General features: G+C 62.1%; 18 protein-coding genes, 2 rRNA genes and 3 pseudogenes. 8 read left to right on the plus strand and 15 right to left on the minus strand.

What is annotated here, in order from left to right; genetic code table 11:
* Positions 1–549 precede the first annotated feature (549 nt).
* The 7 genes and pseudogenes from E4Q23_RS05020 to E4Q23_RS25110 form a co-directional block, all read right to left on the minus strand.
* Entirely contained in the window at positions 550–3,243 is a 2,694-nt protein-coding gene (locus tag E4Q23_RS05020) for a DEAD/DEAH box helicase (RefSeq protein WP_169065620.1), read from the minus strand.
* Complete coding sequence (locus tag E4Q23_RS05025) at positions 3,240–3,419, minus strand: hypothetical protein (protein WP_169065621.1); 180 nt, start codon at positions 3,417–3,419, stop codon at positions 3,240–3,242. The genes E4Q23_RS05020 and E4Q23_RS05025 overlap by 4 nt, the downstream gene beginning before the upstream one ends.
* Positions 3,416–3,943, minus strand: a pseudogene (locus E4Q23_RS05030) (zeta toxin family protein). Before E4Q23_RS05030 ends, E4Q23_RS05025 begins: the two are co-directional and overlap by 4 nt.
* 106 nt (positions 3,944–4,049) lie before the next feature.
* Positions 4,050–5,678 carry a site-specific DNA-methyltransferase gene (locus tag E4Q23_RS05035; RefSeq protein ID WP_169065623.1) on the minus strand — a complete coding sequence of 543 codons (1,629 nt, stop codon included), beginning with the start codon at positions 5,676–5,678 and terminating at the stop codon, positions 4,050–4,052.
* A gap of 27 nt (positions 5,679–5,705) precedes the next feature.
* A complete protein-coding gene (locus E4Q23_RS05040) occupies positions 5,706–5,915 on the minus strand; it encodes a hypothetical protein (RefSeq protein ID WP_169065624.1) in 210 nt (69 codons plus the stop codon).
* A 52-nt stretch (positions 5,916–5,967) separates the two neighbouring features.
* Positions 5,968–6,120 (minus strand): annotated as a pseudogene (locus E4Q23_RS25105) (hypothetical protein); the annotation flags it as partial.
* 56 nt (positions 6,121–6,176) lie between these two features.
* A pseudogene (locus E4Q23_RS25110) lies at positions 6,177–6,440 on the minus strand (hypothetical protein); the annotation flags it as partial.
* A 483-nt stretch (positions 6,441–6,923) separates the two neighbouring features.
* On the opposite strand from E4Q23_RS25110, the gene E4Q23_RS05050 reads away from it, so the two are divergent.
* From E4Q23_RS05050 to E4Q23_RS05060, 3 genes are all read left to right on the plus strand, one after another.
* Positions 6,924–7,577, plus strand: coding sequence for an SDR family oxidoreductase (locus E4Q23_RS05050; protein WP_169065625.1), 654 nt, complete (start codon positions 6,924–6,926; stop codon positions 7,575–7,577).
* Positions 7,578–7,679: 102 nt separating this feature from the next.
* Complete coding sequence (locus E4Q23_RS05055) at positions 7,680–8,339, plus strand: DUF998 domain-containing protein (RefSeq protein WP_169065626.1); 660 nt, start codon at positions 7,680–7,682, stop codon at positions 8,337–8,339.
* Between the two features lie 350 nt (positions 8,340–8,689).
* On the plus strand, positions 8,690–9,532 hold the full coding sequence (locus E4Q23_RS05060; RefSeq protein ID WP_169065627.1) for a putative RNA methyltransferase: 843 nt from the start codon (positions 8,690–8,692) through the stop codon (positions 9,530–9,532).
* Between the two features lie 106 nt (positions 9,533–9,638).
* Here E4Q23_RS05060 and E4Q23_RS05065 read toward each other — a convergent pair whose 3' ends face one another.
* The 4 genes from E4Q23_RS05065 to E4Q23_RS05080 form a co-directional block, all read right to left on the minus strand.
* Positions 9,639–10,163, minus strand: a complete 525-nt coding sequence (locus tag E4Q23_RS05065) for a peroxiredoxin (protein ID WP_169065628.1) — start codon at positions 10,161–10,163, stop codon at positions 9,639–9,641.
* 114 nt (positions 10,164–10,277) lie between these two features.
* A complete protein-coding gene (gene gor, locus E4Q23_RS05070; protein ID WP_169065629.1) occupies positions 10,278–11,636 on the minus strand; it encodes a glutathione-disulfide reductase in 1,359 nt (452 codons plus the stop codon).
* 96 nt (positions 11,637–11,732) lie between these two features.
* The gene (locus E4Q23_RS05075) at positions 11,733–12,830 is read right to left on the minus strand and encodes a hypothetical protein (protein ID WP_169065630.1); all 1,098 of its coding nucleotides are present in this window, start codon (positions 12,828–12,830) and stop codon (positions 11,733–11,735) included.
* A gap of 103 nt (positions 12,831–12,933) precedes the next feature.
* A complete protein-coding gene (locus tag E4Q23_RS05080) occupies positions 12,934–13,410 on the minus strand; it encodes a TerB family tellurite resistance protein (protein ID WP_169065631.1) in 477 nt (158 codons plus the stop codon).
* Positions 13,411–13,529: 119 nt separating this feature from the next.
* Between E4Q23_RS05080 and E4Q23_RS05085 the strand changes: the two genes are divergently transcribed.
* Entirely contained in the window at positions 13,530–15,767 is a 2,238-nt protein-coding gene (locus E4Q23_RS05085; protein WP_169065632.1) for a thioredoxin domain-containing protein, read from the plus strand.
* 38 nt (positions 15,768–15,805) lie between these two features.
* On the plus strand, positions 15,806–16,162 hold the full coding sequence (locus E4Q23_RS05090) for a hypothetical protein (RefSeq protein WP_169065600.1): 357 nt from the start codon (positions 15,806–15,808) through the stop codon (positions 16,160–16,162).
* Positions 16,163–16,247: 85 nt separating this feature from the next.
* Here E4Q23_RS05090 and E4Q23_RS05095 read toward each other — a convergent pair whose 3' ends face one another.
* A complete protein-coding gene (locus tag E4Q23_RS05095) occupies positions 16,248–17,864 on the minus strand; it encodes a 4-hydroxyphenylacetate 3-hydroxylase family protein (protein ID WP_169065633.1) in 1,617 nt (538 codons plus the stop codon).
* A 93-nt stretch (positions 17,865–17,957) separates the two neighbouring features.
* Here E4Q23_RS05095 and E4Q23_RS05100 point away from each other — a divergent pair, with 93 nt between their 5' ends.
* From E4Q23_RS05100 to E4Q23_RS05110, 3 genes are all read left to right on the plus strand, one after another.
* The gene (locus E4Q23_RS05100; protein ID WP_169065634.1) at positions 17,958–18,638 is read left to right on the plus strand and encodes a TetR/AcrR family transcriptional regulator; all 681 of its coding nucleotides are present in this window, start codon (positions 17,958–17,960) and stop codon (positions 18,636–18,638) included.
* Between the two features lie 103 nt (positions 18,639–18,741).
* Positions 18,742–19,395 carry a DsbA family oxidoreductase gene (locus E4Q23_RS05105; protein ID WP_169065635.1) on the plus strand — a complete coding sequence of 218 codons (654 nt, stop codon included), beginning with the start codon at positions 18,742–18,744 and terminating at the stop codon, positions 19,393–19,395.
* Between the two features lie 28 nt (positions 19,396–19,423).
* Entirely contained in the window at positions 19,424–20,344 is a 921-nt protein-coding gene (locus E4Q23_RS05110; RefSeq protein ID WP_169065636.1) for a transglutaminase family protein, read from the plus strand.
* 58 nt (positions 20,345–20,402) lie between these two features.
* On the opposite strand, the gene E4Q23_RS05115 is transcribed toward E4Q23_RS05110, so the two are convergent.
* The 3 genes from E4Q23_RS05115 to E4Q23_RS05125 all read right to left on the minus strand — a co-directional run.
* The gene (locus E4Q23_RS05115; protein ID WP_169065637.1) at positions 20,403–21,176 is read right to left on the minus strand and encodes a hypothetical protein; all 774 of its coding nucleotides are present in this window, start codon (positions 21,174–21,176) and stop codon (positions 20,403–20,405) included.
* A gap of 422 nt (positions 21,177–21,598) precedes the next feature.
* A 5S ribosomal RNA gene (gene rrf / locus E4Q23_RS05120) occupies positions 21,599–21,712 on the minus strand.
* Positions 21,713–21,818: 106 nt separating this feature from the next.
* Positions 21,819–22,057 (minus strand): 23S ribosomal RNA (locus E4Q23_RS05125); the annotation flags it as partial.

Genomic DNA, 22,057 nt, shown 5'->3' on the forward strand with positions numbered 1-22,057 from the left:
GTTTCAACGGCCCAACAGGGCGAGCGCCTGAGGACAACTCCACAAACTGAATCGTCGTCCGCCAGCTTTCTGGTGTCTGGCGGTCATCGGAAAGGGTTCGCTTGCCGGCAGGTCATCGCCCAGAACTGACGGTGATGGCCTATTGCGCCTACGACGGGTATCGAGTCGTTCAGCGCCTGCAACGGGGGACGGCGTTAGCGGCGGCGTCGAAGCGCACGGATTTGGCGGCGATGAATGCACGCAAACGCAGTCGGAGCGACGACAATCAGCGTCCGGTACTTGCTGCGAAGCGGGCATTCCGAGAGGAACGGTCTTCATCTGGTCGTCTGCCTGAACGGACCTTGGCTACTCAAGCCGGTTCAGGCCGCGATGAATCGCGTGGCGGACGCTTTACGAGCGTAGGGCTTGCCTCAGCAGCGCCGATCGTTAATGTGAAAGTCGCGCAAGCGACTCACGAAACTCCCTTCTCCCTCGCGGGAGAAGGGTCAGGGGAAGAGGGAAAACGGTCATGGCTTTCATCATCAGGGGTGTCTCGACATGTCATGACCGTTAGCTTCTGCCACCGAACCGCAGCGCCAAACCATCCAAGGTCATGTTCTCCACAATCTCGTCATGCGGTATCAGTAGATATCGCCACGGCTTGCCGACATGGTTCGCCGCATGATCTGAGGCATTAGTGCACCACTTGACGGCGGCCTCCTTCTTGGCAATGACAATCGGGTCGTCAAGCTCTATGCGCTTCTTGGGTTCCAGCACGTAGATCGTGGCCGTCGTTTCAGCAACGAAGTCGGGCTGGTATTCGAAGTCCTCCGCGCCGTTCCGGTAGTAGATCTGGAACTGGCCCTTGGCCGCCTTGAACCACTTGAGAGCATCGCGTTCCAGAATCACGGCCAGTTTACGTTCCGAGTCGGAGTCGAATTTCTGCACCGGGTACAGGCATTTCGAAAAGCCGCCGAACAGGTATTTCGCCATGTTGCTCTTGTCCGCCGGCTCCACCCGGTAATTGGCAGGCGGTTCCTGCACCGAATAGGTGTAGGCGCTCTGCTTAAGCTCGGTATAGCCCTTGCTGATCTTCACTTCGTAGCCAGCCACGTCTTCCCAGTAATGCGCCTGCATGTGGGCATGGATGAAGCGCGCAATGTCGCGCTGGTAGCAGCGCAGCACCTTGCGGGTATCGTCCTCGGACAGGTAACCCTTGAAATGCTGCACCGTTTGCGTCGCCAGTTCGTAGAGCAAGTCGGCGTGTTTGTCGTAGGAAATGTCGTCGAAGTCCACCAGGCCACTGACCACATAGTCTTCGACGCGGGCTTCCTCGAAACCATCACGGCGCAAGGAAACGACATCCAGCTGATTGGTGCGCAAGTGCTGAATCCATAGCTCGTCAGATACCGCCGGATATTTCAGCGTGGCCAGCTCCAGGGTAAACGGTTTGAACCCGGATTTAACTTCGCCTTTTGGCACCACCAGGATGCGCGGAATGTCGATGGTTTGCTGCGTCACCAACTCGACGGTCATTGCCACCACAGCCGCAAAGTCCGGCTTCTCGGTCACACCCTCCAGCTCCAATTGGGTCGGCTGATGCTGTTCCTCGACCGCTTTGACGATGGCGGCCTGAATTTCCGGTTTCTTCAGATACTCGATGGTGGGCACAGTCTGCGGCTGGTTTTCCAGCTGGCGGATGATCTCATAGGTGATCTGCGCCACTTTCTGCTCTGCCGGCTTGGTGAACACAGGCGCCTGATCCCGCCCGGCCACCGTCGTGCTGCTCGTCGCGTGGGCTGGCCTTAAGCCCAGCTTGGTGGCCAGTTGCGATTGCGACACCAGCGTGGTCGTCTTCTGCCCAAGGGTATCCGTATCCAGTACCACCGCTTGCAAGTGAATCGCCGAGTCGGGCTTGTTGGCCTCGCTGATGATTTCCTGGAACTTGTCATGGGCAACGATGTTCAGCCGATCCACAACCGTTACGCCGGTGCGTTTGCCATAGGGCAGGCGCAGGCCGCGCCCGATGGATTGCTCGATGAGGATGCGGGCGTTGGCCGCCCGCAGCGGCACGATGGTGTAGAGGTTGGTCACGTCCCAGCCTTCCTTGAGCATGTTGACGTGAATCACCATCTCCGTTGGCTCGTCGGTGCGCTCGACCTTGAGCAGGCGGCCAATCATCGCCTCTTCTTCCGCACCGGTCTTGCTCGAATCCACCTGGATGACCTTGTCGCGGTAGCGCCCCGCGAAAAAGTTGTCCGACTTGATCAGCTCGGTCAGTTGCCCGGCGTGGGTGGTATCGCGCGCAATCACCAGCAGAAAGGGTTTGACGATGGCGTTGTCGCTCTCGCGGGCGTACGTCTCCAGCTCGACCTTCACGCTTTCATGCAGCCGAACGCCGTCTTCCAGCTTCAGCCGCTCTATCTCCTCAACCGACATGCCCGCAGGATTGAAGTTCTTGCGCGTTACCACGGCCGGTTCCTTGACGAAACCATCCTTCATTGCCTGACCCAGTGGATAGTCGACAATCACGTTCTTGAACGCCACGGCACCTCGCGGGGTCTCGACAAACGGCGTGGCGGTCAGCTCCAGCCCCAGGATCGGCTTCAGCTCGTTAATGGCGCGAATACCGGCGCTGGCCCGATAGCGGTGTGATTCGTCCATCAACATCACCAGATCGGGCAAGCCGGCCAGATAGTCGAAGTAACTTTCGCCGATGTACTCGGAAAGCCGCTTGATACGCGGCGACTTGCCGCCGCGTACCTCGGAATTGATCTTCGAGATGTTGAAGATGTTGATCCGGACGCCGCCGAAGAGCGTACCGCTGCGCGGGTCACGCTGATCGTAGTTGTCGCCGGTGATGATCGAAGGTGCATCGATGGCGAATTCCGCGATACCCCGGAACACGTATTTGGGATGATTGCGGTCGCTGAAGTCGGCGATCAGCTTGTTGTAGATGGTCAGGTTCGGCGCCAGCACGAAGAAGTTGTCGATGCCGTGCGCCAGGTGCAGATAGCTGATGAAAGCCCCCATCAGCCGCGTCTTGCCGACGCCGGTGGCGAGCGCGAAGCAGAGCGAGGGAAAATCGCGCTCGAAGTCCGTCACCGAAGGAAACTCGCTGCGGATGGCTTCCAGCGTTGCCGCGACATCGGCGCCCTTTGCGGGCGGAGCAATCTCCGTAATGCGGTCGAGAATCTCCAGCGAGCGGCGCTGCGGATGGCGCAGGCTCAGGCGGCCGGCAATGGCGTTGACGTGGCGGTTCATCGGGGCATTGGCTTTGCGTTCGGCTTCACATGCACGCACTCGCCGTTGCGCTGGACGACAAGCTCGGTATTCGTACTCAGCGCCACTTGCTCCGCCCGTTTTGCAGCACGGCGGATGGCAACCCAGGAAGCCGCCGAATCAGGGTCTTTCGCGAGTTCGATTTTTTTCTGGTTCATGGTTTTTCTCCCCAATTGCTCAGCACCGGCTCATCGCCCGCATTGTCATAGATGGCCCAGGCATCCACTGCATCGCGCTAGACCTGCTCAAGATTCCGTAGCCCCGCCACAAAACGCCTGCGGATACCATCATCGGGCACGTCATGCCCACCCTGGCGCACGCGCTCTGCCACCCGGTCAATCGCCATTTCCGAGTTTGGCAATGACAGGAAAAACAGCGTGACGTGATAGCCGGCCTCGCGCCAAAGGCGAACGCGGCGCGCATAAGCCACACCGGAAAGTGTCGTCTCGAAGGCAAAACTCGCGCCACGTCGTTCAAGCTGAGCCATGCTTTCCAGCATGATGCGCGCCGCCTTCAGCGCCGCCACCTCCGGCGCAAACGGCGATAATCCGGCCGCAATCAGATCGGCATTGATGAACTGCGGACATTCCGCCTCATTGGGCAGAAACTCGCGCGCGAAGGTCGTTTTCCCCGCACCGTTCGGCCCGGCAATGATGATGATTTTCTTCATGGCAGCATCCAGCACCTTCCGAGAGATTTCCGACACGCTGCGTCGGAATTCGCCGCCAGCATCAGTTGCAGACAGGCCCGGCATGTGCGGCGGCGCAGCGCCACTTTGTACACGCCAATCATGTCTCGTCCCCGTCAAAAAGGCTCCGCTGGCCGGGTTTGTGTGGTTCCTTGGGCAGGTTTTCCACCTGCAAGGAATAATCGTCGTGCCCCCACTCGCAGCGGGCGAGCACCTGGTTGGGAATCTTCTTCACCGTCAGATTGGGGTAGGCATCGGCTGCATTTATCCCCATCACGCGGAATGACGTGCAAAGGACAAGCAGCGACCGATCCGGTCCGACCGCGTCGGAGAGTTGCTGCAATTGCTCGTGGGTCAGGCTGGCGGTAGTGACATAGACGAAGTCCCGCTCGGTGGAACGGCCGTGCTGCCAATACACCGCGTCCGAAGGCGCATAGGTGAATCCTTCGAGCTTGCACAACGCCTCGGCCAGCATGGCGGCGTTGTAGTCGTGGTTGATGACCCAGTTGCCCCACTTGTCCTTTTCCAGCAGCGATGGCGCCAGACGGTAATAGCGGAAACCGCCGCCGCCTTTCCAGATCACTGCCTTGCTGATACCGCCGGTGTCCTCGCCGTCGATGACCTTTTTCAGGCGCGGAATGATGTGCGTATGGCAGTGCTCGCCCAGTTCGACCATGATCCAGCGCCGGCCCATCTTGTGAGCAACGGCGCCGGTGGTGCCGGAGCCGGCGAAGGAGTCGAGGACAAGGTCGCCGGGGTTGGTGGCGATCTCTATAACGCGCTTCAAGAGGCGCTCGGGTTTGGGAGTGCCAAAAGATTCGTCCTCTGGGAACAGCGAACGCATTTCATTTTTCGAGGTGCGATTGCTTCCCACATCGTCCTTTGACCACAAGGTCCGTGGAACCAAGTCGCCAACTTCCGACAGATACCGTTTTATACTCGGCCGAGCATTTCCGGTCGGGCCCCACCAGACTCGCCCATCCTTGTCCAGCTCACGAAGTTTCTCTTCCGAAATTCGCCAAAACCGGCCTGCCGGCGGCGAAAACTCCCGACCAGTCGGTCCTGTTATCTTGTATTGACCTTTGGAGTACGGCTTGTTGGCATATGGGTCTCCCGGTAACCAAGCCCCTCGTGGGTCGTTGTCTTGATTTGCATAGATCGAATTTGCCGCATCAGTGCGCGCAAGCTTTCTAGGAATCCAATCTGGAAGCTTTGAGTAAACCAACAAGTGGTCATGGTCAGTTGAAAACTGTCGGGCAGAGTTTCGAGGTGAGTCTGCTTTCTCCCAAATAACATTGCAGACGAAGTTCGCGCGCCCAAACACTTCATCGCACAACACCTTCAGGTAATGCGCCTCGTTGTCGTCAATGGTGATCCATAGCGAGCCGTCCTCCGACAACAGCCGCCGGATGATCTCCAAACGATCCCGCATCAGCGACAGCCAGATCGAATGCTCGACGCCGTCGTCGTAGTGCGTGAAGGCGCTGCCGGTGTTGTAGGGCGGGTCGATGAAGACGCATTTCACCTTGCTTGAAAACTCGGCCTCCAGCGCCTTCAACGCCAGCAGGTTGTCGCCGAAGATCAGCCGGTTGTCGAAGATGTCCTTGTCGCTCATTCGATGGGCGGCGTGATAACACCGGGCCGGGTCTTCCAGCAGGATGCGCGGCTCCAGCTGCGGCCGGTTCTCCTTGCCGATCCAGGTGAGTTCGAGTTTTTGTTTTTTGCTCATTGCATTGCTCTTCTCGATATTTTTTGGTCAAGCACCTTGAGGCGGCGCCTGAACCTGCTGCTGGGCATCCTGCTCGGCCAGTCGGCGCAACACATGGTTGGCGCGTGGCTGAAAATCCGTGCGATTGCTCTTGGCGCTCACCACGAAGTCGATGGCGCTGGTCGGCCTGGGGTGCTGCCGAAGTTCGGCGGCACTTCTGACCTTGAAGCCCTGGCAGGCCAAGGCGACGGCGGGCACGGGTGATTTTCAGGCCGATTTCGTCCGCACCGTTAGCGATCTCGATGCGGGTCACCAGCAGCTTGGCATCCGGCGAGATTGCGCCAGCCAAGGTCGCGTTGAAAATAGCCCCCGCCGTCTGTGCACCGTTGACGATGGAGAGCTTCTTGAAGCCGAAAGTGCACCTTTCCGGGGCTCCTGCCGCCGGCGTGATGGTTTCGGCCATGGCCGTGATGCCGTTGTTGAGATAGAAGAAGTCGCCGGGGCGACTGCGTACTGTCTAGCACCCAGCACCTCGTCGCTGGCGCCGAAAACGCCTTCGAAGAGCTGGAACTCTTCTGATAGCAAGTCGAAGACGCGTTGGTCGGCGAGCAGGGCGCCCTTCGATAACGGCGAATTGAATGTGAACAGAGCGCCATCCACCTGGTGCGGCTTGAGATCGACTTGAGCATCGACCAACACTCCGGCCAGCTTTTCGCCGCTGTCCGGCGGGCAGCGGCGCGTCAGCTCGCAGGCAAGATATTGGCGGTGGTAGGCGGAAATCACTAGCCGGGTTCTATGGGTATTTTGGGGATTGTCCTGCAACGCAGAGGAAAATCCAAAATAATCTCGAAGGGAAGTGTAGCGCTGCTTTCCTGAAGATGGAGACGCTTTCGGCAGACGTGGAATCGGCGCTGAATCCTGGCGCTGCTGCAATTCATAGTTGCCGGTGGGGCAGGTTTCAGAATTCAGCCGACGCTCAAGGCGCATACCCCCAATGACCGCAGTGGCCGACCAGTGGTCGTTGGAAGCGAGCTTGACCTTCCCCAGCGTCCAAGCTCGCCCTTGTGCACGCATCGATCCGCCCGGCAACGATGCAAAGCGATTGACCTCTAGCGAAGCGGCCTTAAAATCCGAATGACGACCGCCATCCTGGCGATTCAATCTGTCCACCAGGAGTCATTTGCCACCAGCCGCCGGCGGTCAGGCTGAGCGCTTTTGGCGCGACAGATCAACACTATCAGGCCGCAGATCGCAGAGGCACCGATGATGCTCCGCTCCGTCTTCGTTACGGGTGCTACCGGGTATATGGGGAGCGCTCTCGTTGCGGCCCTGTTGGCGCGTGGTCATCGGGTTCAGGCGCTCGCCCGAAAGGAAAGCGCACACCGCATCCCGCCTGGCGCGGAGACGGTATTGGGAGACGCCCTGGATTCGGCGTCCTTCGCAAGTGCCATCGCGGCCGACACCCTGGTGCACTTGATCGGTACACGCCACCCCAGTCCGGCGAAAGCCGCCAGTTTCCAGGCCGTGGATTTGGCCTCGGTCGACGCCGCACTGGATGCTGCTCGTGACGCAGGCATTCGGCACCTGGTCTATGTCAGCGTGGCCCATCCCGCGCCGCTGATGCAGGCCTACATCGCCGCGCGGCAAGCTGCCGAAGACCGTATTCGCTCGAGCGAAATCAGTGCCTCCATCCTCCGTCCGTGGTACGTGCTGGGTCCCGGCCACCGCTGGCCGGTTCTGCTTGTTCCCTGCTACGCAATGCTGGAACGACTGCCGGCGACCCGAGAAACGGCTCTGCGCCTCGGCCTGGTCACGCGCGAGCAGATGCTGCGCGCGTTGGTCGCCTGCGTCGAGCAGGGGCCGTCCGGGATACGCGTGCTCGACGTTGCGGCAATCCGGAGCGCGCGTGAAACCGCCTGAGCTATTGCTGCCGTTCGCTTTACTGCCTTGCGCCGGCTGTGCCACCGGGCACCCCGTTAACACCGTCCTCCGTCTTGACCGAGGAAGCGTTGCGCTGCGGCCATGAGCCTGCGAAAACTTGGCCTCATTTGCGGCATCCTGAGCCCGCTCCTTTGGCTGGCACTGATCGGGGTGGCAGGAGCGATGCGCCCGGAGTTCAGTCACCGCACGCACTACATCAGCGAACTCGCGGAACATGGCAGCTCCACGGAATTCATGATGCGGATCGCGGCCTTCGGATTCACCGGCTTTCTCTACGTCTGTTTCGCCCTGGCTTTACTGGCGACCTTTCGGGACGGGGAGTGGGGATGGCGCACACTGACGGCCGTGCTCATCGCGCTGGATGGCGTCGGGCGGATAGGGGCCGGCGTGTTCGCCTGCGACCCGGGCTGTGCGGGGTTCTCGATGAGCCAGGAACTACACCGGCTTTTCGCCACGCTGGGCTTCCTCGCGGGCATCCTGGCTACCCTCGCCTGGGGCATCGCTTGCCGACGCCACGCCTGGTCGCCGGCCCTGAGCGGGTACTCTGTCGGCAGCGGGGCCCTGGCGCTGACTTGCCTCCTGCTCATGTCGTGGACGCGAAATCCGGTGCCTGCTCCCGGCCTGTTCGAGCACCTCGCCACCTTGATTCTTTCCTTGTGGGTCCTGGTTCTCGCCGTGCGCTTGCTGCGCTCCCCGGAGCGGTCCTGCCAGGGCAGCTCCCGCAGCCGCGGGGCTGACTGATCGGCTCACCGGCGGTCTCTCTCCGGCAGCCCCGACGCCACAGCGAGTGCCCGCCTGAGCCTGAGGTGGCGCCGAATCTGCGCGACGAGGCGATCAGCAGCTCGTGTAGGGCAGGAACTTGCCCGACATGACGATGCTGACGCGGTCACTCGCTGGTGAAATAGGGGCGGCGGCCGATCGAATACGCATCCGCCGGGCGTAGAATGGCCGGCGTCAGCCGCTCTCCATCGCGGCCCGGCTCGAGGGCGCCTCACTTCAGCAATGCGCCACCGCCAGTTCCCTCGCCGACACCAAGCCCGCTTGCCGCGACGGGCGAACCTCCTTCCTCACGCTTGCAGCCCCCACCGTTCATGAACATCACCCCCTTCCAGGCGCTGGCCTGCCCGCTCGACGGCGCACCGCTGCAGCGGTGCGGCTCGACCTGGCGTTGCCAGGCCGGGCATAGCTTCGACATTGCCAGCCACGGCTATGCCCACTTGCTGCCGGTGCAGCACAAGCGCTCGCGCGACCCGGGTGACAGCAAGGAGATGGTCGCCGCGCGCCGCCGTTTTCTGAATGCTGGTTACTACCAGCCGATTGCGGCCGCAGTCAGCGCGGCCGCACTGGCGGATCTGCCCGCTACGGCAAGGGCTGCTTGCCTCGACGCCGGTTGTGGCGAGGGCTACTACCTGCGCCAGTTGGCGGCGGCTACGGGAAAGGGACAAACGCTGGCCCTGCTCGGTCTGGACATTTCCAAGTGGGCGATCCTGGCGGCAGCGAAACAGGAGCCGCGGCCGAACTGGGTCGTCGGCAGCAACGCCCGCTTGCCGGTGCAGACGGGCAGCATCGACCGCCTGCTGTGCCTGTTCGGCTTTCCCGCCCATGCCGAATTCGCCCGCGTCCTCAAGCCGAACGGCCAGTTGCTGCAGGTGGATGCCGGCCCGGATCACCTGCGCCAACTGCGCGAAATCATCTACCCAAGGCTGAAACCGGAAGCGACGGCCAAGGTGCAGCCACCGCCCGGCTTTGCCAGCCTGGCGAGCGAAAACCTACGCTACGCGCTGCACCTCGCTGGCCAGGAGACGATTGCCGATCTGCTGGCGATGACCCCGCACCTCTACCGGGCCAGTACCGAGCGCCGTGCGCTGGCGGCAGAACTGACGACGCTGTCACTCACCGTCGATGTGCGCCTGACGCGCTTTGTCGTAACTTAAAAAAGGTCGCGCACACGACACAGCGGGGACAAGGAAGGACCACGACGCCTGCCGCTGCGTAACAAGGCCTCCCGTTCCCCGGCGCTGGTGATCAGCGGCTCTTCAATCAGCGGCTCTTCAGATACTTGAGCATGGTGTCGGCGTCGGATACTTCGAAGGGGTCGGTCGGGCAGTTGTCGGTGAAACCTTCTTCGGAAAACAGGCGCTTGATTTCACCGTTTTCGACATACATCGAGTAGCGCCAGCTACGCTGGCCAAAGCCCAGATTGTGCTTGTCGACCAACATCCCCATCTTGCGGGTGAACTCGCCATTGCCGTCGGGCAGCAGGAAGACATGCTCGGCATTCTGGCTCTTGCCCCACTGGTACATGACGAAGGCGTCGTTGACCGATATACAGACAATGGCATCGACACCCTGCGCCTTGAACTCGTCATAGAGCGCCTCATAGCGCGGCAGATGCGAGGTCGAGCAGGTCGGCGTGAATGCGCCGGGCAGTGAAAACACAACGACGTTCTTGCCCTTGAAGATCTCGTCGCTGCTCAGATCCTTCCATTCGAACGGGTTCGGCCCACCCAGGGCATCATTGCGTACGCGAGTCTTGAAAGTAACACTAGGGACAGCATGCGACATCTTGTTTCTCCTTCGTTGAGTTTGAAAATCAGCAGTTCTTGCGGGTCAGACGAAAATTATTGTATGCCATATTCGGCTTCGACCAGGGGTCGGCAAGGCATTAAACAGCCACCATCAGTCTTCCCGCCAGGCTTCGCGCATGGTGACGAATTCTTCGGCCGCGGTCGGATGGATGCCGATCGTCGTATCGAAAACGGCTTTGGTGGCCCCCGCGCGCATGGCGATGGCGATTCCCTGCATGATCTCGCCGGCGTCCGGACCCATCATGTGCGCACCGACGACCCGGTCGCTGGCCTTATCGACAATCAGCTTCATGAACGTCTTCTCTTCCCGCCCACTGATGGTGTGCTTCATGGGCTTGAAGGTGGACTTGAACAAGCGAACATGGCCGAACCTGGCGTGCGCTTCCTCTTCGGTAAAGCCGACCGTGCCGATATTCGGCTGGCAAAACACGGCCGTGGGGATGAAGTCATAGTCGACCGTGTTTTCCAGCCCGCCAAACTGGCGCCTGGCGAAAGACATGCCTTCGGCCAGAGCCACCGGCGTCAGCTCGATGCCGCCGGTGACGTCGCCAAGGGCGAAAATGCTCGGCTCGGAAGTGCGGAAATCCTCGTCGACCTTGATCGTGCCATCATCGTTGAGGGCCACGTTCACGCTTTCCAGACCCAGGCCTTGCAGATTCGCTTTGCGCCCGGTCGCGTAGAGCACGGCATCGACTTCGATGACCGTATCGTCGCTCAGACTGAGCTGCAGGCCACCGGGTCCCGGGGTGATGGACTCGACATTGACTTCGAAACGCAGGTCTACGCCGGTCCTGGCGATCTCCTGCGCAGCATGCGCACGGATATCGGCATCGAAGCCGCGCAGGAACAGGGGGCCGCGGTACAACTGCGTGACGCGCGCCCCCAGGCCGTTGAAAATGCCGGCGAACTCCACCGCGATGTAGCCGCCACCGACGATGGCCAGGCGCTCGGGAAAAGTCTCCAGGTCAAAAACCTCGTTGGAGCTGATGGCGTGCTCGCTGCCCGGGAAGTCCGGGATATGCGGCCAGCCGCCAGTGGCAATCAGGATCTTGCCTGCCGTGTAGCGCCGCTCGCCGACAGCCACGCCATGCGCGTCGACGATGCGTGCACGGCCGTTGATTACCTCGGCCTGTACCCCGCTCAACAATTTGTCATAGATCCCGTTGAGGCGCGAGATTTCCGCTTTCTTGTTGTCGCGCAGGGTTGCCCAGTCAAAAGCGGGGGTTTCACTGGCCCAGCCGAAATTGCGCGCGTCCTTGAAGGACTTGCCGAATTCGGACGCGTAAACGTAGAGTTTCTTGGGCACGCAACCGACATTGACGCAGGTGCCTCCCAGGTAGCGATCTTCGGCGACCGCCACCCTGGCGCCAAAACCGGCCGCCATGCGCGCAGCTCTTACACCGCCCGAGCCGGCGCCGATCACGAATAGATCATAGTCATAGTTCTGCACAGGTATTTCCTCCTGATTTGTGCACTCCAGCCTGCTGGTTCCGGCGACCTCGCCAGGCACCCGACAAGGCGTTCAAATCCAGGGCAGCGCAAGCACTCAATCGGCCCGCACACCCTTGATCGCAAAGTCTACCCTGAACGATTTTCCCGCCAGGCACGACACCCTCTCGTTGCTGTCCTCGTAGAGCCAGTTTGGCCCCAGAGGCCCGACGCGAAACTCCTGATTCCCGGGCACATTCGGAAAACTGTAGCTTCCTTGCGCATCGACTCGCGTGCTGAGGGCCGGTTGCCGTTCGCCGGGAACGAAGACCCCTACGTGCGTCAGCTTGAAGGTTTCCAGCGGCCCCGCGGGAGAGAGGCGAATGCGCACCGGCGTGCCGCTCACTTTCCCGAAGATCCGGCAGCTGACTGACTGCCCATTGAGCAGCCGAACCGTCGTCGTCGCCGCCACCCGCCGCCCCTGACGATCCACCGCCAGCAGCCTGAAGGTCGTTGCCTTGTCGATCGACAGGGACTCTGAACCCGAGATCGACAGCGGCCGGCCGCGCTGACCGCCAGGAACCAGGTTCCTGGTCTCGACCTCGCCGGAATCGTCGAACAGGCGAACGCCGTCCGCGTCCTGCACTTCCCAGGATAGGTTTACCGAGCCGCCGCGCTGGACACGATCAGGCGTCACTTTGAACGACAAGATCTGCGGTGGTCCCGCTTTTTTCTCCGGCTCGTTCGCGCTCTCTTTCGCGCTCTCTTTCGCGGTCTCTTTCGCTGGATTTCTCGCTGCTTCTTTCGCTGCTTGTTTCGCTGCATCGCTGTCGCAGGTGCTGATCTTTTCCAGGCGGATCCCGGCCGGAAACGGCAAAGCCTTGCGGTAGGCAACAGTCGTCTGCGAGCCCAGATCTTTCACTTCCACAGAAAGCATTCCAAGACGCTGCGACGGCTGCCCGGGAGCCTTCTGATCGAAGCGCGTGAATAGGCCGAAGTCGAGAAAGACGCAGGAGAAGTCGTGCCTGGCCGTCTTGCCCACCTTGCTGACCTCACCGACGACGAAACCGGCGCCTTTCTCGCTACCTTCAGTCGAGAAGCTCACGTGCACGTCGCGCTGCGGCTCAAGCTCGGCCGCCAGCGCCTGAGCGACAGGCAGGAGGCAGACCGAAACCAGTAGAAGTGCGCGACTGACAAGCTTGGCTGATCCGGGCATGACTGTTGACCTCCACAAAGAGTGAGCGGTGACGGCTTGCCGCGCCGCACCTCTGCTGCACGCTGCACGCTGCACTCCGACCAGATAGCGGGCGAAATCGGGCCTACCTTGCCGGTGGCACACCCATCGCCTCGCGCGCCCGTTGTTTGGCAGCGATATAGTCGCCGTGGCCGACGTAAAGCAGGTTGGCAATCTTGCGCATCAGGTGCGCTTCGTGGGCGTCCAGGTGGCCGTCGGCCAGCGCGACCTGCCACATATTCTCGATGATGCGGATCTTCTGTTCCGCACCACAACTGGCATTGATCAGCGACGTGAACTGATAGTAGCCGCTGGCCCCACGGGCTTCCTGTTCGGCAAGGTCCATCAAGGTCTCGAGCTCTGCGGCATCAAGCTTGAACTGCACACGCAAGGCGCTGGCGATGGCCACCTGTTCTTCATCGGTGATGCGATCGTTCATGCGCATCATTTCCAGGAGCAAGGCGGCCGTGGCTACCTGCAGGCCATGTGCGGCGCCCGCCGCGCCCTGCCGCGTGCCGGGTTCGATGAACTGGTTGAAGAATTCCTTGATGGTGGCGATCATGTCTGTTTTGTCGCGTGGCTGGCAAGCGACGTATTCTAGCAGCCTGCTCGCTCGCGCGTTTTTTCGGGTCGGCTGCCGGGCAGTGAACCACTGCTTGACCCATCGACTGGAGAAAGACAATGACTGACGGAACCCCGCCTGGAAGCGCGCCTTTTTCCGACCAACTGGCGAAGACGCTCGGCGCAGCGATTGCCCGGCGCGGCGCGGACTATGTGCCGCGCACGCATCACCTCGACGACGCAGGCCGGCCCCGCTTCAGCAACCGCCTGGCGCTGGAGAGCAGCCCCTACCTGTTGCAGCACGCGCACAACCCGGTCAACTGGTTTCCCTGGGGAGACGAGGCCTTTGCTGAAGCGCGGCGACTCGGCCGACCGGTATTCCTGTCGATTGGCTATTCGACCTGCCACTGGTGCCATGTCATGGAAGCCGAGTCCTTCGAAGACGAGGAGATCGCCCGCTTCCTCAACCAGCATTACGTAGCCGTCAAGGTCGATCGCGAGGAGCGTCCCGACATCGACGCGGTGTACATGAGCGCCGTGCAGCAACTGACCGGCTCCGGCGGCTGGCCGATGAGCGTCTGGCTGACCGCCGCGCGCGAACCGTTTTTTGCCGGCACCTATTTCCCGCCGCGTGACGGCGTCCGCGGTGGCTCGCGCGGCTTCCTGTCGCTGCTCGGCGCCTTGTCCGAGACTTTTCATCGCGATCCCGAGCGCGTCGGCAAAGCGTCGGCGGCACTGGTCGACGCAGTGCGCCAGGACATGCAGGGCACGGCCGCGGTGAACGGAGAGAACCCAGGGAACGCCGCGAAAGACATGGCCGAGCTGCCCGCCCGTCAGCTGATAGCCGCCACCGTCGCGCATTACAAGGCCTCCTTCGACAGCGCGCACGGCGGCCTGCAGCGGGCGCCGAAATTTCCTTCACACGTTCCGCTACGCCTTCTCCTGCGGCACGTTCAGCGCACGGGCGACAGCGACGCGCTGCACATGGCGACCCTGACGCTCGAGAAAATGGCTGCCGGCGGGCTCTATGATCAGCTCGGCGGCGGCTTTCATCGCTACTCGACCGACACGCAATGGCTGCTGCCGCACTTCGAAAAAATGCTCTACGACAACGCCTTGCTGGTCGTCGCCTACGCCGAGGCCTTCCAGGTCAGCGGCCGCGCCGACTTTGCCCGCGTCGCGCGTGAGACCTGCGACTACGTCCTGCGCGAAATGACCGACGGCGGCGGCGCTTTCTATTCCGCCACCGACGCCGACTCGGAAGGTGACGAAGGACGCTTCTTCGTGTGGACCGAGGACGAGATACGCCGCGAACTGGCCCCGCTTGGCAGCGAGACGACGCGGCTGTTTCTCGCCCACTATGACGTACGAACCGGCGGCAACTGGGAGGGGCGCAGCATCCTCAACGTCCCTAGCCCCGATGAAAGCCGCTGGGCAGCGCTGGCCAAGGCGCGTGCCATCCTCTACGAGGCGCGGGCGCGGCGCCTTCCGCCCTTGCGTGACGACAAAATCCTGGCCGCCTGGAACGGCCTGATGATCTCGGCACTGGCGGTCGCCGGACGGATTCTCGACGCACCCCGCTACATCGCCGCGGCGGCACGCGCGGCCGATTTCGTGCTCGCCCATTTGCGCAGCAGCGACGGCGAACTGCAGCGCAGCTTCAAGGACGGGCAGGCGCGGCACCCCGCTTTTCTCGACGACCACGCGTTTCTGGCCGCCGGCCTGATCGACCTCTACGAGGCGAGCTTCGACGCGCGCTGGCTGGCAGAAGCGCTGACTCTCGCCCAAGCCACCGAGCGCCTGTTCGCGGACCCGACGGGCGGCTGGTTCATGAGCAGTCCCCGGCACGAAACGCTGATCGCGCGCGAAAAACCGGCCTACGACGGCGCCGAGCCGTCGGGAACCTCGGTGGCGCTGATGAACGCCCTGCGCCTGGGCGTGTTCACCGGCGACGACCACTGGCGACAAATCGCCGAACGCGGCCTGCGAGCGCACGCCCAGGTCCTCCGCGAAAGGCCGATCGCCATGACCGAAGCACTACTGGCACTCGATTTCCTGACCGACACGCCGCTCGAAATTGCCATCGTCTGGCCCGAGAGGGTGGCTGACACGGCCAATGCGGCCGACGCGGCGGCGCCGCTACTGTCGGTCCTGCGTCAAACCTACCTGCCGTCACGCGCCATCGCCGGCGGCCCGGAATCGGCGATCGCAGCGCTGGCCGAGACCGTCACCTTCGTGCGCGGAAAAGTGGCGCAAGGCGGTCGCCCGACGGCCTACGTCTGTCGTCAGGGTCGTTGCGAGCTGCCGGTCACCGATGCCGCAGGGCTCGCGGCGCAACTCGGGCGAGGTGCTCGCTGAGCAGACCGCTCGCTTGTCATTTTCTTCCTGGAGCGATCATGAACGACATCAAGGAGTGGATCTTCGACGTCTTCGGCACCCTGGTTGACCGGCGTACGGCGATCGCCAGCGAGGCCCGGATGCAGCGGTCGCCACTCGGCATCGAAGTCGACCGGCTTGTCCCCTGCGCCAACGGCAACATCGCGCTGATTGTCGCCGCGCATTCCTCGGCCGTCGGATTTGGCAGCCGCCGCGGCGGCAGGCCTGCGCACCGCCTTCATTGCCCGCGCCGACGAGTACTGGCCAAATTCGGTGGAGAGCTCGGCAAACGTTCCTGTCGATGCTTCGGCAAGCAGCCGGCCCGACCTTGGTCGCCTTCTCGCGGGTTGCAAGGCAACGTTACTGTACTGAGTTAATTTACTCACAACAGTAATCGAGACCAAGATCGGAGCGAGAACCAACACTGCGGCCCCGCTCTCACGACCGAGGGAGGGAGAATAGTCAGTCAATGCCACGATCTTCACGAGCCGGCAGCGACACCATCGCCGCCTGCCCCGGCTGCGAACAGCCGCTGTCACAGCAGCGCCCCGGCTGCCGGTTGCGGGTAATCGGCCGCGCGGGGTCATCGACCAGACCGCGATCGAGCAGGCGTTCGACCAGCGCCACTTTGTCGCCGACCGGGTAGTTGCGCCAGATCTCCTGCTTCATGGCTGCCGGTGAGCCGCCGCCGTGCAGGCTGATCACCGAGTACCAGCCGGCCTGATATGAGGCCGTGAGGTCTTCCATGAAACGCGCCACTTCGATGCGTTTTTCATAGGGAACGTCGGGATTGGCGCGCAAGACTTCGGCCAGGCGGGCGGCAGTAGCCGGATTATGGTCTTCGTCCGGGCCCGGCAGGGCGACGATCAGGCCGCCGGAAACTTCGTGCGCCAGGCGGTGCATGTCGTAGATTTTGGTCGCCAGCAGCAGCTTGCCGATGTTGGCGAAGACCGGGTCGGGCATGAAGCTACCGCTGGCCTCGTCGGCCTGGCCATAGACACTGGCCGCGACGCCGCAGGCGAAGAAGCTCTCGGTGATGGTAATCAACTCGACCATTGCTTCGCGCAGATTCGACTGCGCACCGGGATCAGGGAAGCCGTTGGCCTCGCACATCAGGGCGCCGGCGCCGATCAGGAGATCGCCGAAACCGGCCCGTGCGGCGATGCAGCTATGGCGGTGGTGGGTGGCGTAGTTGTAGGTCAGCACTCCCGAGTGCTCCCAGTCGCCGGCGTAGAACACCCGCTCCCAGGGGACGAAGACGCGCTCGAAGAGGACTACTGCGGTGGCCTGGCCGTAGCGACGCGAAAACAACGGCTGGCCGTGTTCGGGCTTCTCACCCGGCCGGCCGGCCGGCCGCGAGACGATGGTGACACCCGCGGCGTCGACCGGTACGGCGCAGCACACGGCAAAATCGGCGTCTTCCGCTCCCATGTTGCGACAGGGCATGACCAGGAACTCGTGCATGTATGCGGCGCCGGTGACGATCGCCTTGGCGCCGGAGATGACAATTCCCTTGCCATTGCGTTCGACGATGTGCAGGTAGGAATCCGGATTGCTCTGTTGATGCGGGCGCTTGCTGCGATCCCCTTTGGCGTCGGTCATGGCGATACCGAGCGACAGATCCTGATCCTGCACCTGCGTCAGGTATTCGGCGAAGCGCGCGCGATGCTCGCTGCTGCCACGCGCATCATCGATGCGCGCGCTGACCTGATGGATGGCATTGAGCGCGTCGTGCGCGAGATAGCGCTGCGCGCAGCCGGTTTCCTGGCACAGCAGACGCACCGCTTCGAGCTTGTTGAGTAAATCGCCGGCCGATTCATTGATGTGCAGCATGCGGTTCACCGGGCTGGCGCGCTGCGCCTGGCGGGCGATCATCAAGGGCGCTTTGGCGGTGTCGAGTGCGAAATCGTAAGTCACTGCCAGCGCGTTGATCCCTGGCTGCAGTTCCGGCGCATCGGCGACCGATGCGATCTGATGGCCATCGACATAGACGAGTGGCCGATAGCGGCGCAGCGATTCACGGTAGTCGCTGCCACTCATCAGCAGCCCGGACGAAGCTTCCTGCGTTGCGCGGTTCATGGTCCTGGCTCCTTCCATCGAGGCCACCTTTGAAGAGAAATTGAACGGCGTTCAGTTTTTTAGCAAGCGTATAATGCGCTCATGCGAAAGTCAATGAAGAGCTCGGCGGACACCACCGCAACGGCGGCACCCGGCGCGCCCGAGGCACGCAGCGACGATGCGCGTCGCCTGCGTACGGACACCATGGCGCAGCGGCGCCGCGAACTGATTCTCGATGCGGCGCGCGCCGCTTTTTTCGAGTTGGGGCTGCAAGGTGCCAGCATGCGCGAGATCGCCAAGCGCGCCGGTTATACGCCGGGGGCCATCTACAGCTATTTTGCAAGTCGGGAGGAAATCTACGCGGCCCTGCTCGGCGAGTCGCTGCTGCGCCTCAACGCGCAGGTCGCCAGCGCGCCAGGTGACGGAAACGCGGCGGAGCGAGTGCGCAGCAAAGCCAGCGCCTTCTTCGATTTCTACCGCGACAACCCGCGCGATCTCGATCTTGGCTTCTATCTGTTCCAGGGCGTGCGCCCGAACGGCCTGACTCGCGAACTCGACGCGCAGCTCAACGAGCAGTTGCGCGCCGCGCTACAGCCGACCGCCGAGGCACTGCGCGACTTCGACCTCAATGCCAGCGCCTGCGAAACCGAGGTCACTGCGCTGTTCGTCCACATGGTCGGCTTGCTGGTGCTGATCCATACCGGGCGTATCCGCATATTTCGGCAACACGCGCCGCAACTTCTGGCGCAGTATCTCGACCAACTGACGGAAAGACTGCAGCGCGCCGGGCACTGACGATGAAAAGGCATTGTGTTATGGTGCGCCGATACTCCCGCTCCCCCTCGCCGCCCCTTCCCACACACGTCACTGATTGCCAGGCAACTCGACACCGATCCCCATGAATGTGACCATCGACATTGCTTCCGACCTCGTCTGCCCCTGGTGCTTCGTCGGCAAACGAAGACTGGCGCAGGCGGTCGCACTGGTCCAGGCCAGCCATCCCGAGAGCCGCTTCCAGTTCAACTGGCTACCGTATTTTCTCAACCCGAACACCGCGCCCGAAGGCGAACCCTACCGCGCTTTTCTGGAAGCCAAGTTCGGCAGCTCGGCCGCGATAGACAAGATGCAGAGCGATGTCGCTGCTGCCGGACATGAGGCGGGCGTCGACTTCGACTTTGCGCGCATCGTCACCCGCCCGAACACGCTGCGTGCGCACCGCCTGGTCTATCGCGCACAGTCCATCGGCCATCGACCGGCGACCATCGAAGCGCTGGTCGAGCGGCTATTCGTGGCGCATTTCCAGTGTGGCGAAGATATCGGCGACGTCACGACGCTGGCCGATATCGCCGCTGCCTGTGGCGATATCAAGAAGGACGTTGCCGATTATCTGGCCAGCAGCGAAGGCGAAAAGCCGGTGCGGTCACTGGCCGACAAGGTCACCGCGCTTGGCGTAAGTGGTGTGCCGTTCTTCATCATTCAGCGCCGCCTGAGCATCTCCGGCGCGCAAAGTGGCGAAGTGCTGGCGGCGGCAATCATCGAAGCACTGCAATAGAACCGAACCGCGGGAGGCGAGGCTAGCGATGCACGTCCATTACAACATCACCCATACCACCTGCTACCGTTACAGCTCGCTGGTGACTTTCGGCGAACACCGGGTGATGTTCCGCCCGCGCGACAGTCACGACCAGCGCGTGCTGGCCACCGACCTGCGGGTCAGCCCGGAAGCGGTGGTGCGCATGATCCAGGATCCGCACTCCAATTCGGTGGCGCTAGTGACACCGCTCGGTGCCGCCACCGAACTCAAAATCGTCTGTTCATTCACCATCGAGCACGCGCTGAACCCCTACCCGGAACTGCAGCTCTCGCCAAGCGCGCAGATCTTCCCGTTTGCCTATTCGGTCGAAGAGCGTTTCGACCTCGAACACTACATGCGCCCTCACCACGACGACCCCGAGGGCGTGTTGACCCACTGGGCTCGCCAGTTCATGCGCACCGATGGTCCGACCGGAACGCGTGAACTGTTGCTGAACATGAACCAGTTCATTCGCAATTATTTTGGCTACGCCCAACGCGAACAGGAAGGCACACAGACACCCTTGCGGACCCTCGAACTGGGGACCGGAACCTGCCGTGACTTCGCACTGCTGATGATGGAGGCGGTACGCCGCCTCGGTGTCGCTGCCCGCTTCGTATCCGGCTACCTTTACGATCAGGCGCTGGACAGTGGCAACGAAAGCGGCGAAGGCGGTGGCGATGCTAGCGAAAACACCATCGGCGCCGGCACCACCCATGCTTGGCTGCAAGTCTATCTGCCGGGCGCCGGCTGGGTGACTTTCGACCCGACCAACAACCTGCTCGGCAGCAACCAGCTGATCCGCGTCGGCGTCGCACGCGACCCTGGCCAGGCGTCACCAATCTCGGGAAACTGGTTCGGGGCGGCGAACGCCTACCTCGGAATGACGGCAACGGTGCAGGTGCGGCGGGTAACGCCCGGCGACTGAGCGCGCCAACGCACGCTGCGGCTCGTTCAGGATTTCTGGACTTGCGGAGTTCAAAAGCTCAGGACGGCACTGCCGGGTCGATGCCTACGACCTTGCTGCCGTGAGTTCGTCCCGGCGAAAGAATAGCTTCGATCGCACGCCCGTCGTCATCGCCGAGCAGCCGCTCCAGACGCAGCTCGACTTCCACTTCCAGCACCAGCGTGCGCTGTGCCGGGCCAGGCGACGCGCCCGAGCTGAACCTCAGCGTCTTCAGCGTGCCGTCAGCCTGATAGCCACCGGCAGTCCAGCAAAAGGAGGCCGCACGCTGAAGTGCTTCGCGGTTCATCACTAGCACAGCAAGCGAGAGGGCGAAGGCTCGCTCGGCACTCTCGGCGTCCGCGCCGGTAATCTGCAAGCCCAGCTTGTGTAGCGACTTCAGGCGTGTCCCTGCGGCGATGACGCCGTACATCACGTGCAGATAGTCGAATCCCGAGAGAACCCTGCCGGCGGCGGGAACAACCGAGAACGACGCCGCGTCAGCGACGTTCCAGACAACCTCGGTGTTGCGCAAGGCCACCAACTCGCCACTGGTCGAGCGCAGGTAGACACGTTTCGGGCCCGGATACGGCAGCCGCGTCAGCGCGTAGGGACCGGCCGGGGCTGCTGGGTCGAAGAGCAGCTCGTCGACCGCGTCCTCGGGCCCCGGTTCGCCAGCGATCGGATCGGCCGCGAGGCGATCGAAATCCCAGCTGTCGGCGGAAAAAGTCGCTGCCGCCGCGCCGCTACCGGTGAACAGCGACGGCAACGCGCTCTTCAGCAACGTGTCGATGGCGTTTTCTAGCACAAGCAGCATGAGCGTCTACTCAGCGTCTATTTGGCAACGGCAAGCGAAGGAGGCCGGAGCGATTCGCCATCAGCCTGCCGTTCGCCAAGGTCCTCCGCGACAAGCTTGACGGCAGCAGCGATGCACGCACGCCTCTCGAAGGCTCGTAAGGCAAACAAAGATCAGAAACGGAGAGCGCTCAAGTGACGGTACGCGACGAATATCCCAGAAACGCCATACGCGGTCAACCGCCGTCAGCGCGGCATTCGCATAGAGTAACTGGATCAAACTGACTGGCCTTTTTGAGATTCATGGCCTCTATGGGCTTGCAGCCATGGCCAGCCGCCGTGCCGCAGCAGGAGCTGAAAGGCCGCTTGCGCCGGCCTCTTTAAACGACCGGTCAACGCACAAAGCCCCCGACGGGAAGTTGTCGGGGGCTTTGTCAATGGGGAGCCTGGCGGTGACCTACTTTCACACATGAAGTATGCACTATCATCGGCGTACCTTCGTTTCACGGTCCTGTTCGGGATGGGAAGGGGTGGGTCCAAAGGGCTATTGCCGCCAAGCATAACTGTCTCGCACACCGCGGTTGGCGGGGTGCGCAAAATGGGAAGAAGGTTTTTGTGCAGCGTTGTGATTGCACTTCGTTGCTGAGTTGCTGCTTAAGGTTATAGGATCAAGCCTCACGGGCAATTAGTACTGGTTAGCTTAACGCATTGCTGCGCTTCCACACCCAGCCTATCAACGTGGTGGTCTACCACGACCCTTCAGGGGGATCAAGTCCCCAGGGAAATCTTATCTCAAGGCGAGTTTCACGCTTAGATGCTTTCAGCGTTTATCTCTTCCGAACTTAGCTACCCGGCAATACGACTGGCGTCATAACCGGTACACCAGAGGTTCGTCCACTCCGG

Source organism: Candidatus Accumulibacter phosphatis (genome assembly GCF_012939955.1).
In the GTDB taxonomy this organism is placed as follows: Bacteria; Pseudomonadota; Gammaproteobacteria; order Burkholderiales; family Rhodocyclaceae; genus Accumulibacter; species Accumulibacter delftensis.

Coding starts and splice junctions, on each gene's coding strand:
- E4Q23_RS05020 (WP_169065620.1), bottom strand. CDS start 3,243: ATGAACCGCCACGTCAACGCCATTGCCGGCCGCCTGAGCCTGCGCCAT.
- E4Q23_RS05025 (WP_169065621.1), bottom strand. CDS start 3,419: ATGAACCAGAAAAAAATCGAACTCGCGAAAGACCCTGATTCGGCGGCT.
- E4Q23_RS05035 (WP_169065623.1), bottom strand. CDS start 5,678: ATGAGCAAAAAACAAAAACTCGAACTCACCTGGATCGGCAAGGAGAAC.
- E4Q23_RS05050 (WP_169065625.1), top strand. CDS start 6,924: ATGCTCCGCTCCGTCTTCGTTACGGGTGCTACCGGGTATATGGGGAGC.
- E4Q23_RS05055 (WP_169065626.1), top strand. CDS start 7,680: ATGAGCCTGCGAAAACTTGGCCTCATTTGCGGCATCCTGAGCCCGCTC.
- E4Q23_RS05060 (WP_169065627.1), top strand. CDS start 8,690: ATGAACATCACCCCCTTCCAGGCGCTGGCCTGCCCGCTCGACGGCGCA.
- E4Q23_RS05065 (WP_169065628.1), bottom strand. CDS start 10,163: ATGTCGCATGCTGTCCCTAGTGTTACTTTCAAGACTCGCGTACGCAAT.
- E4Q23_RS05075 (WP_169065630.1), bottom strand. CDS start 12,830: ATGCCCGGATCAGCCAAGCTTGTCAGTCGCGCACTTCTACTGGTTTCG.
- E4Q23_RS05080 (WP_169065631.1), bottom strand. CDS start 13,410: ATGATCGCCACCATCAAGGAATTCTTCAACCAGTTCATCGAACCCGGC.
- E4Q23_RS05085 (WP_169065632.1), top strand. CDS start 13,530: ATGACTGACGGAACCCCGCCTGGAAGCGCGCCTTTTTCCGACCAACTG.
- E4Q23_RS05090 (WP_169065600.1), top strand. CDS start 15,806: ATGAACGACATCAAGGAGTGGATCTTCGACGTCTTCGGCACCCTGGTT.
- E4Q23_RS05095 (WP_169065633.1), bottom strand. CDS start 17,864: ATGAACCGCGCAACGCAGGAAGCTTCGTCCGGGCTGCTGATGAGTGGC.
- E4Q23_RS05100 (WP_169065634.1), top strand. CDS start 17,958: ATGAAGAGCTCGGCGGACACCACCGCAACGGCGGCACCCGGCGCGCCC.
- E4Q23_RS05105 (WP_169065635.1), top strand. CDS start 18,742: ATGAATGTGACCATCGACATTGCTTCCGACCTCGTCTGCCCCTGGTGC.
- E4Q23_RS05110 (WP_169065636.1), top strand. CDS start 19,424: ATGCACGTCCATTACAACATCACCCATACCACCTGCTACCGTTACAGC.
- E4Q23_RS05115 (WP_169065637.1), bottom strand. CDS start 21,176: ATGCTGCTTGTGCTAGAAAACGCCATCGACACGTTGCTGAAGAGCGCG.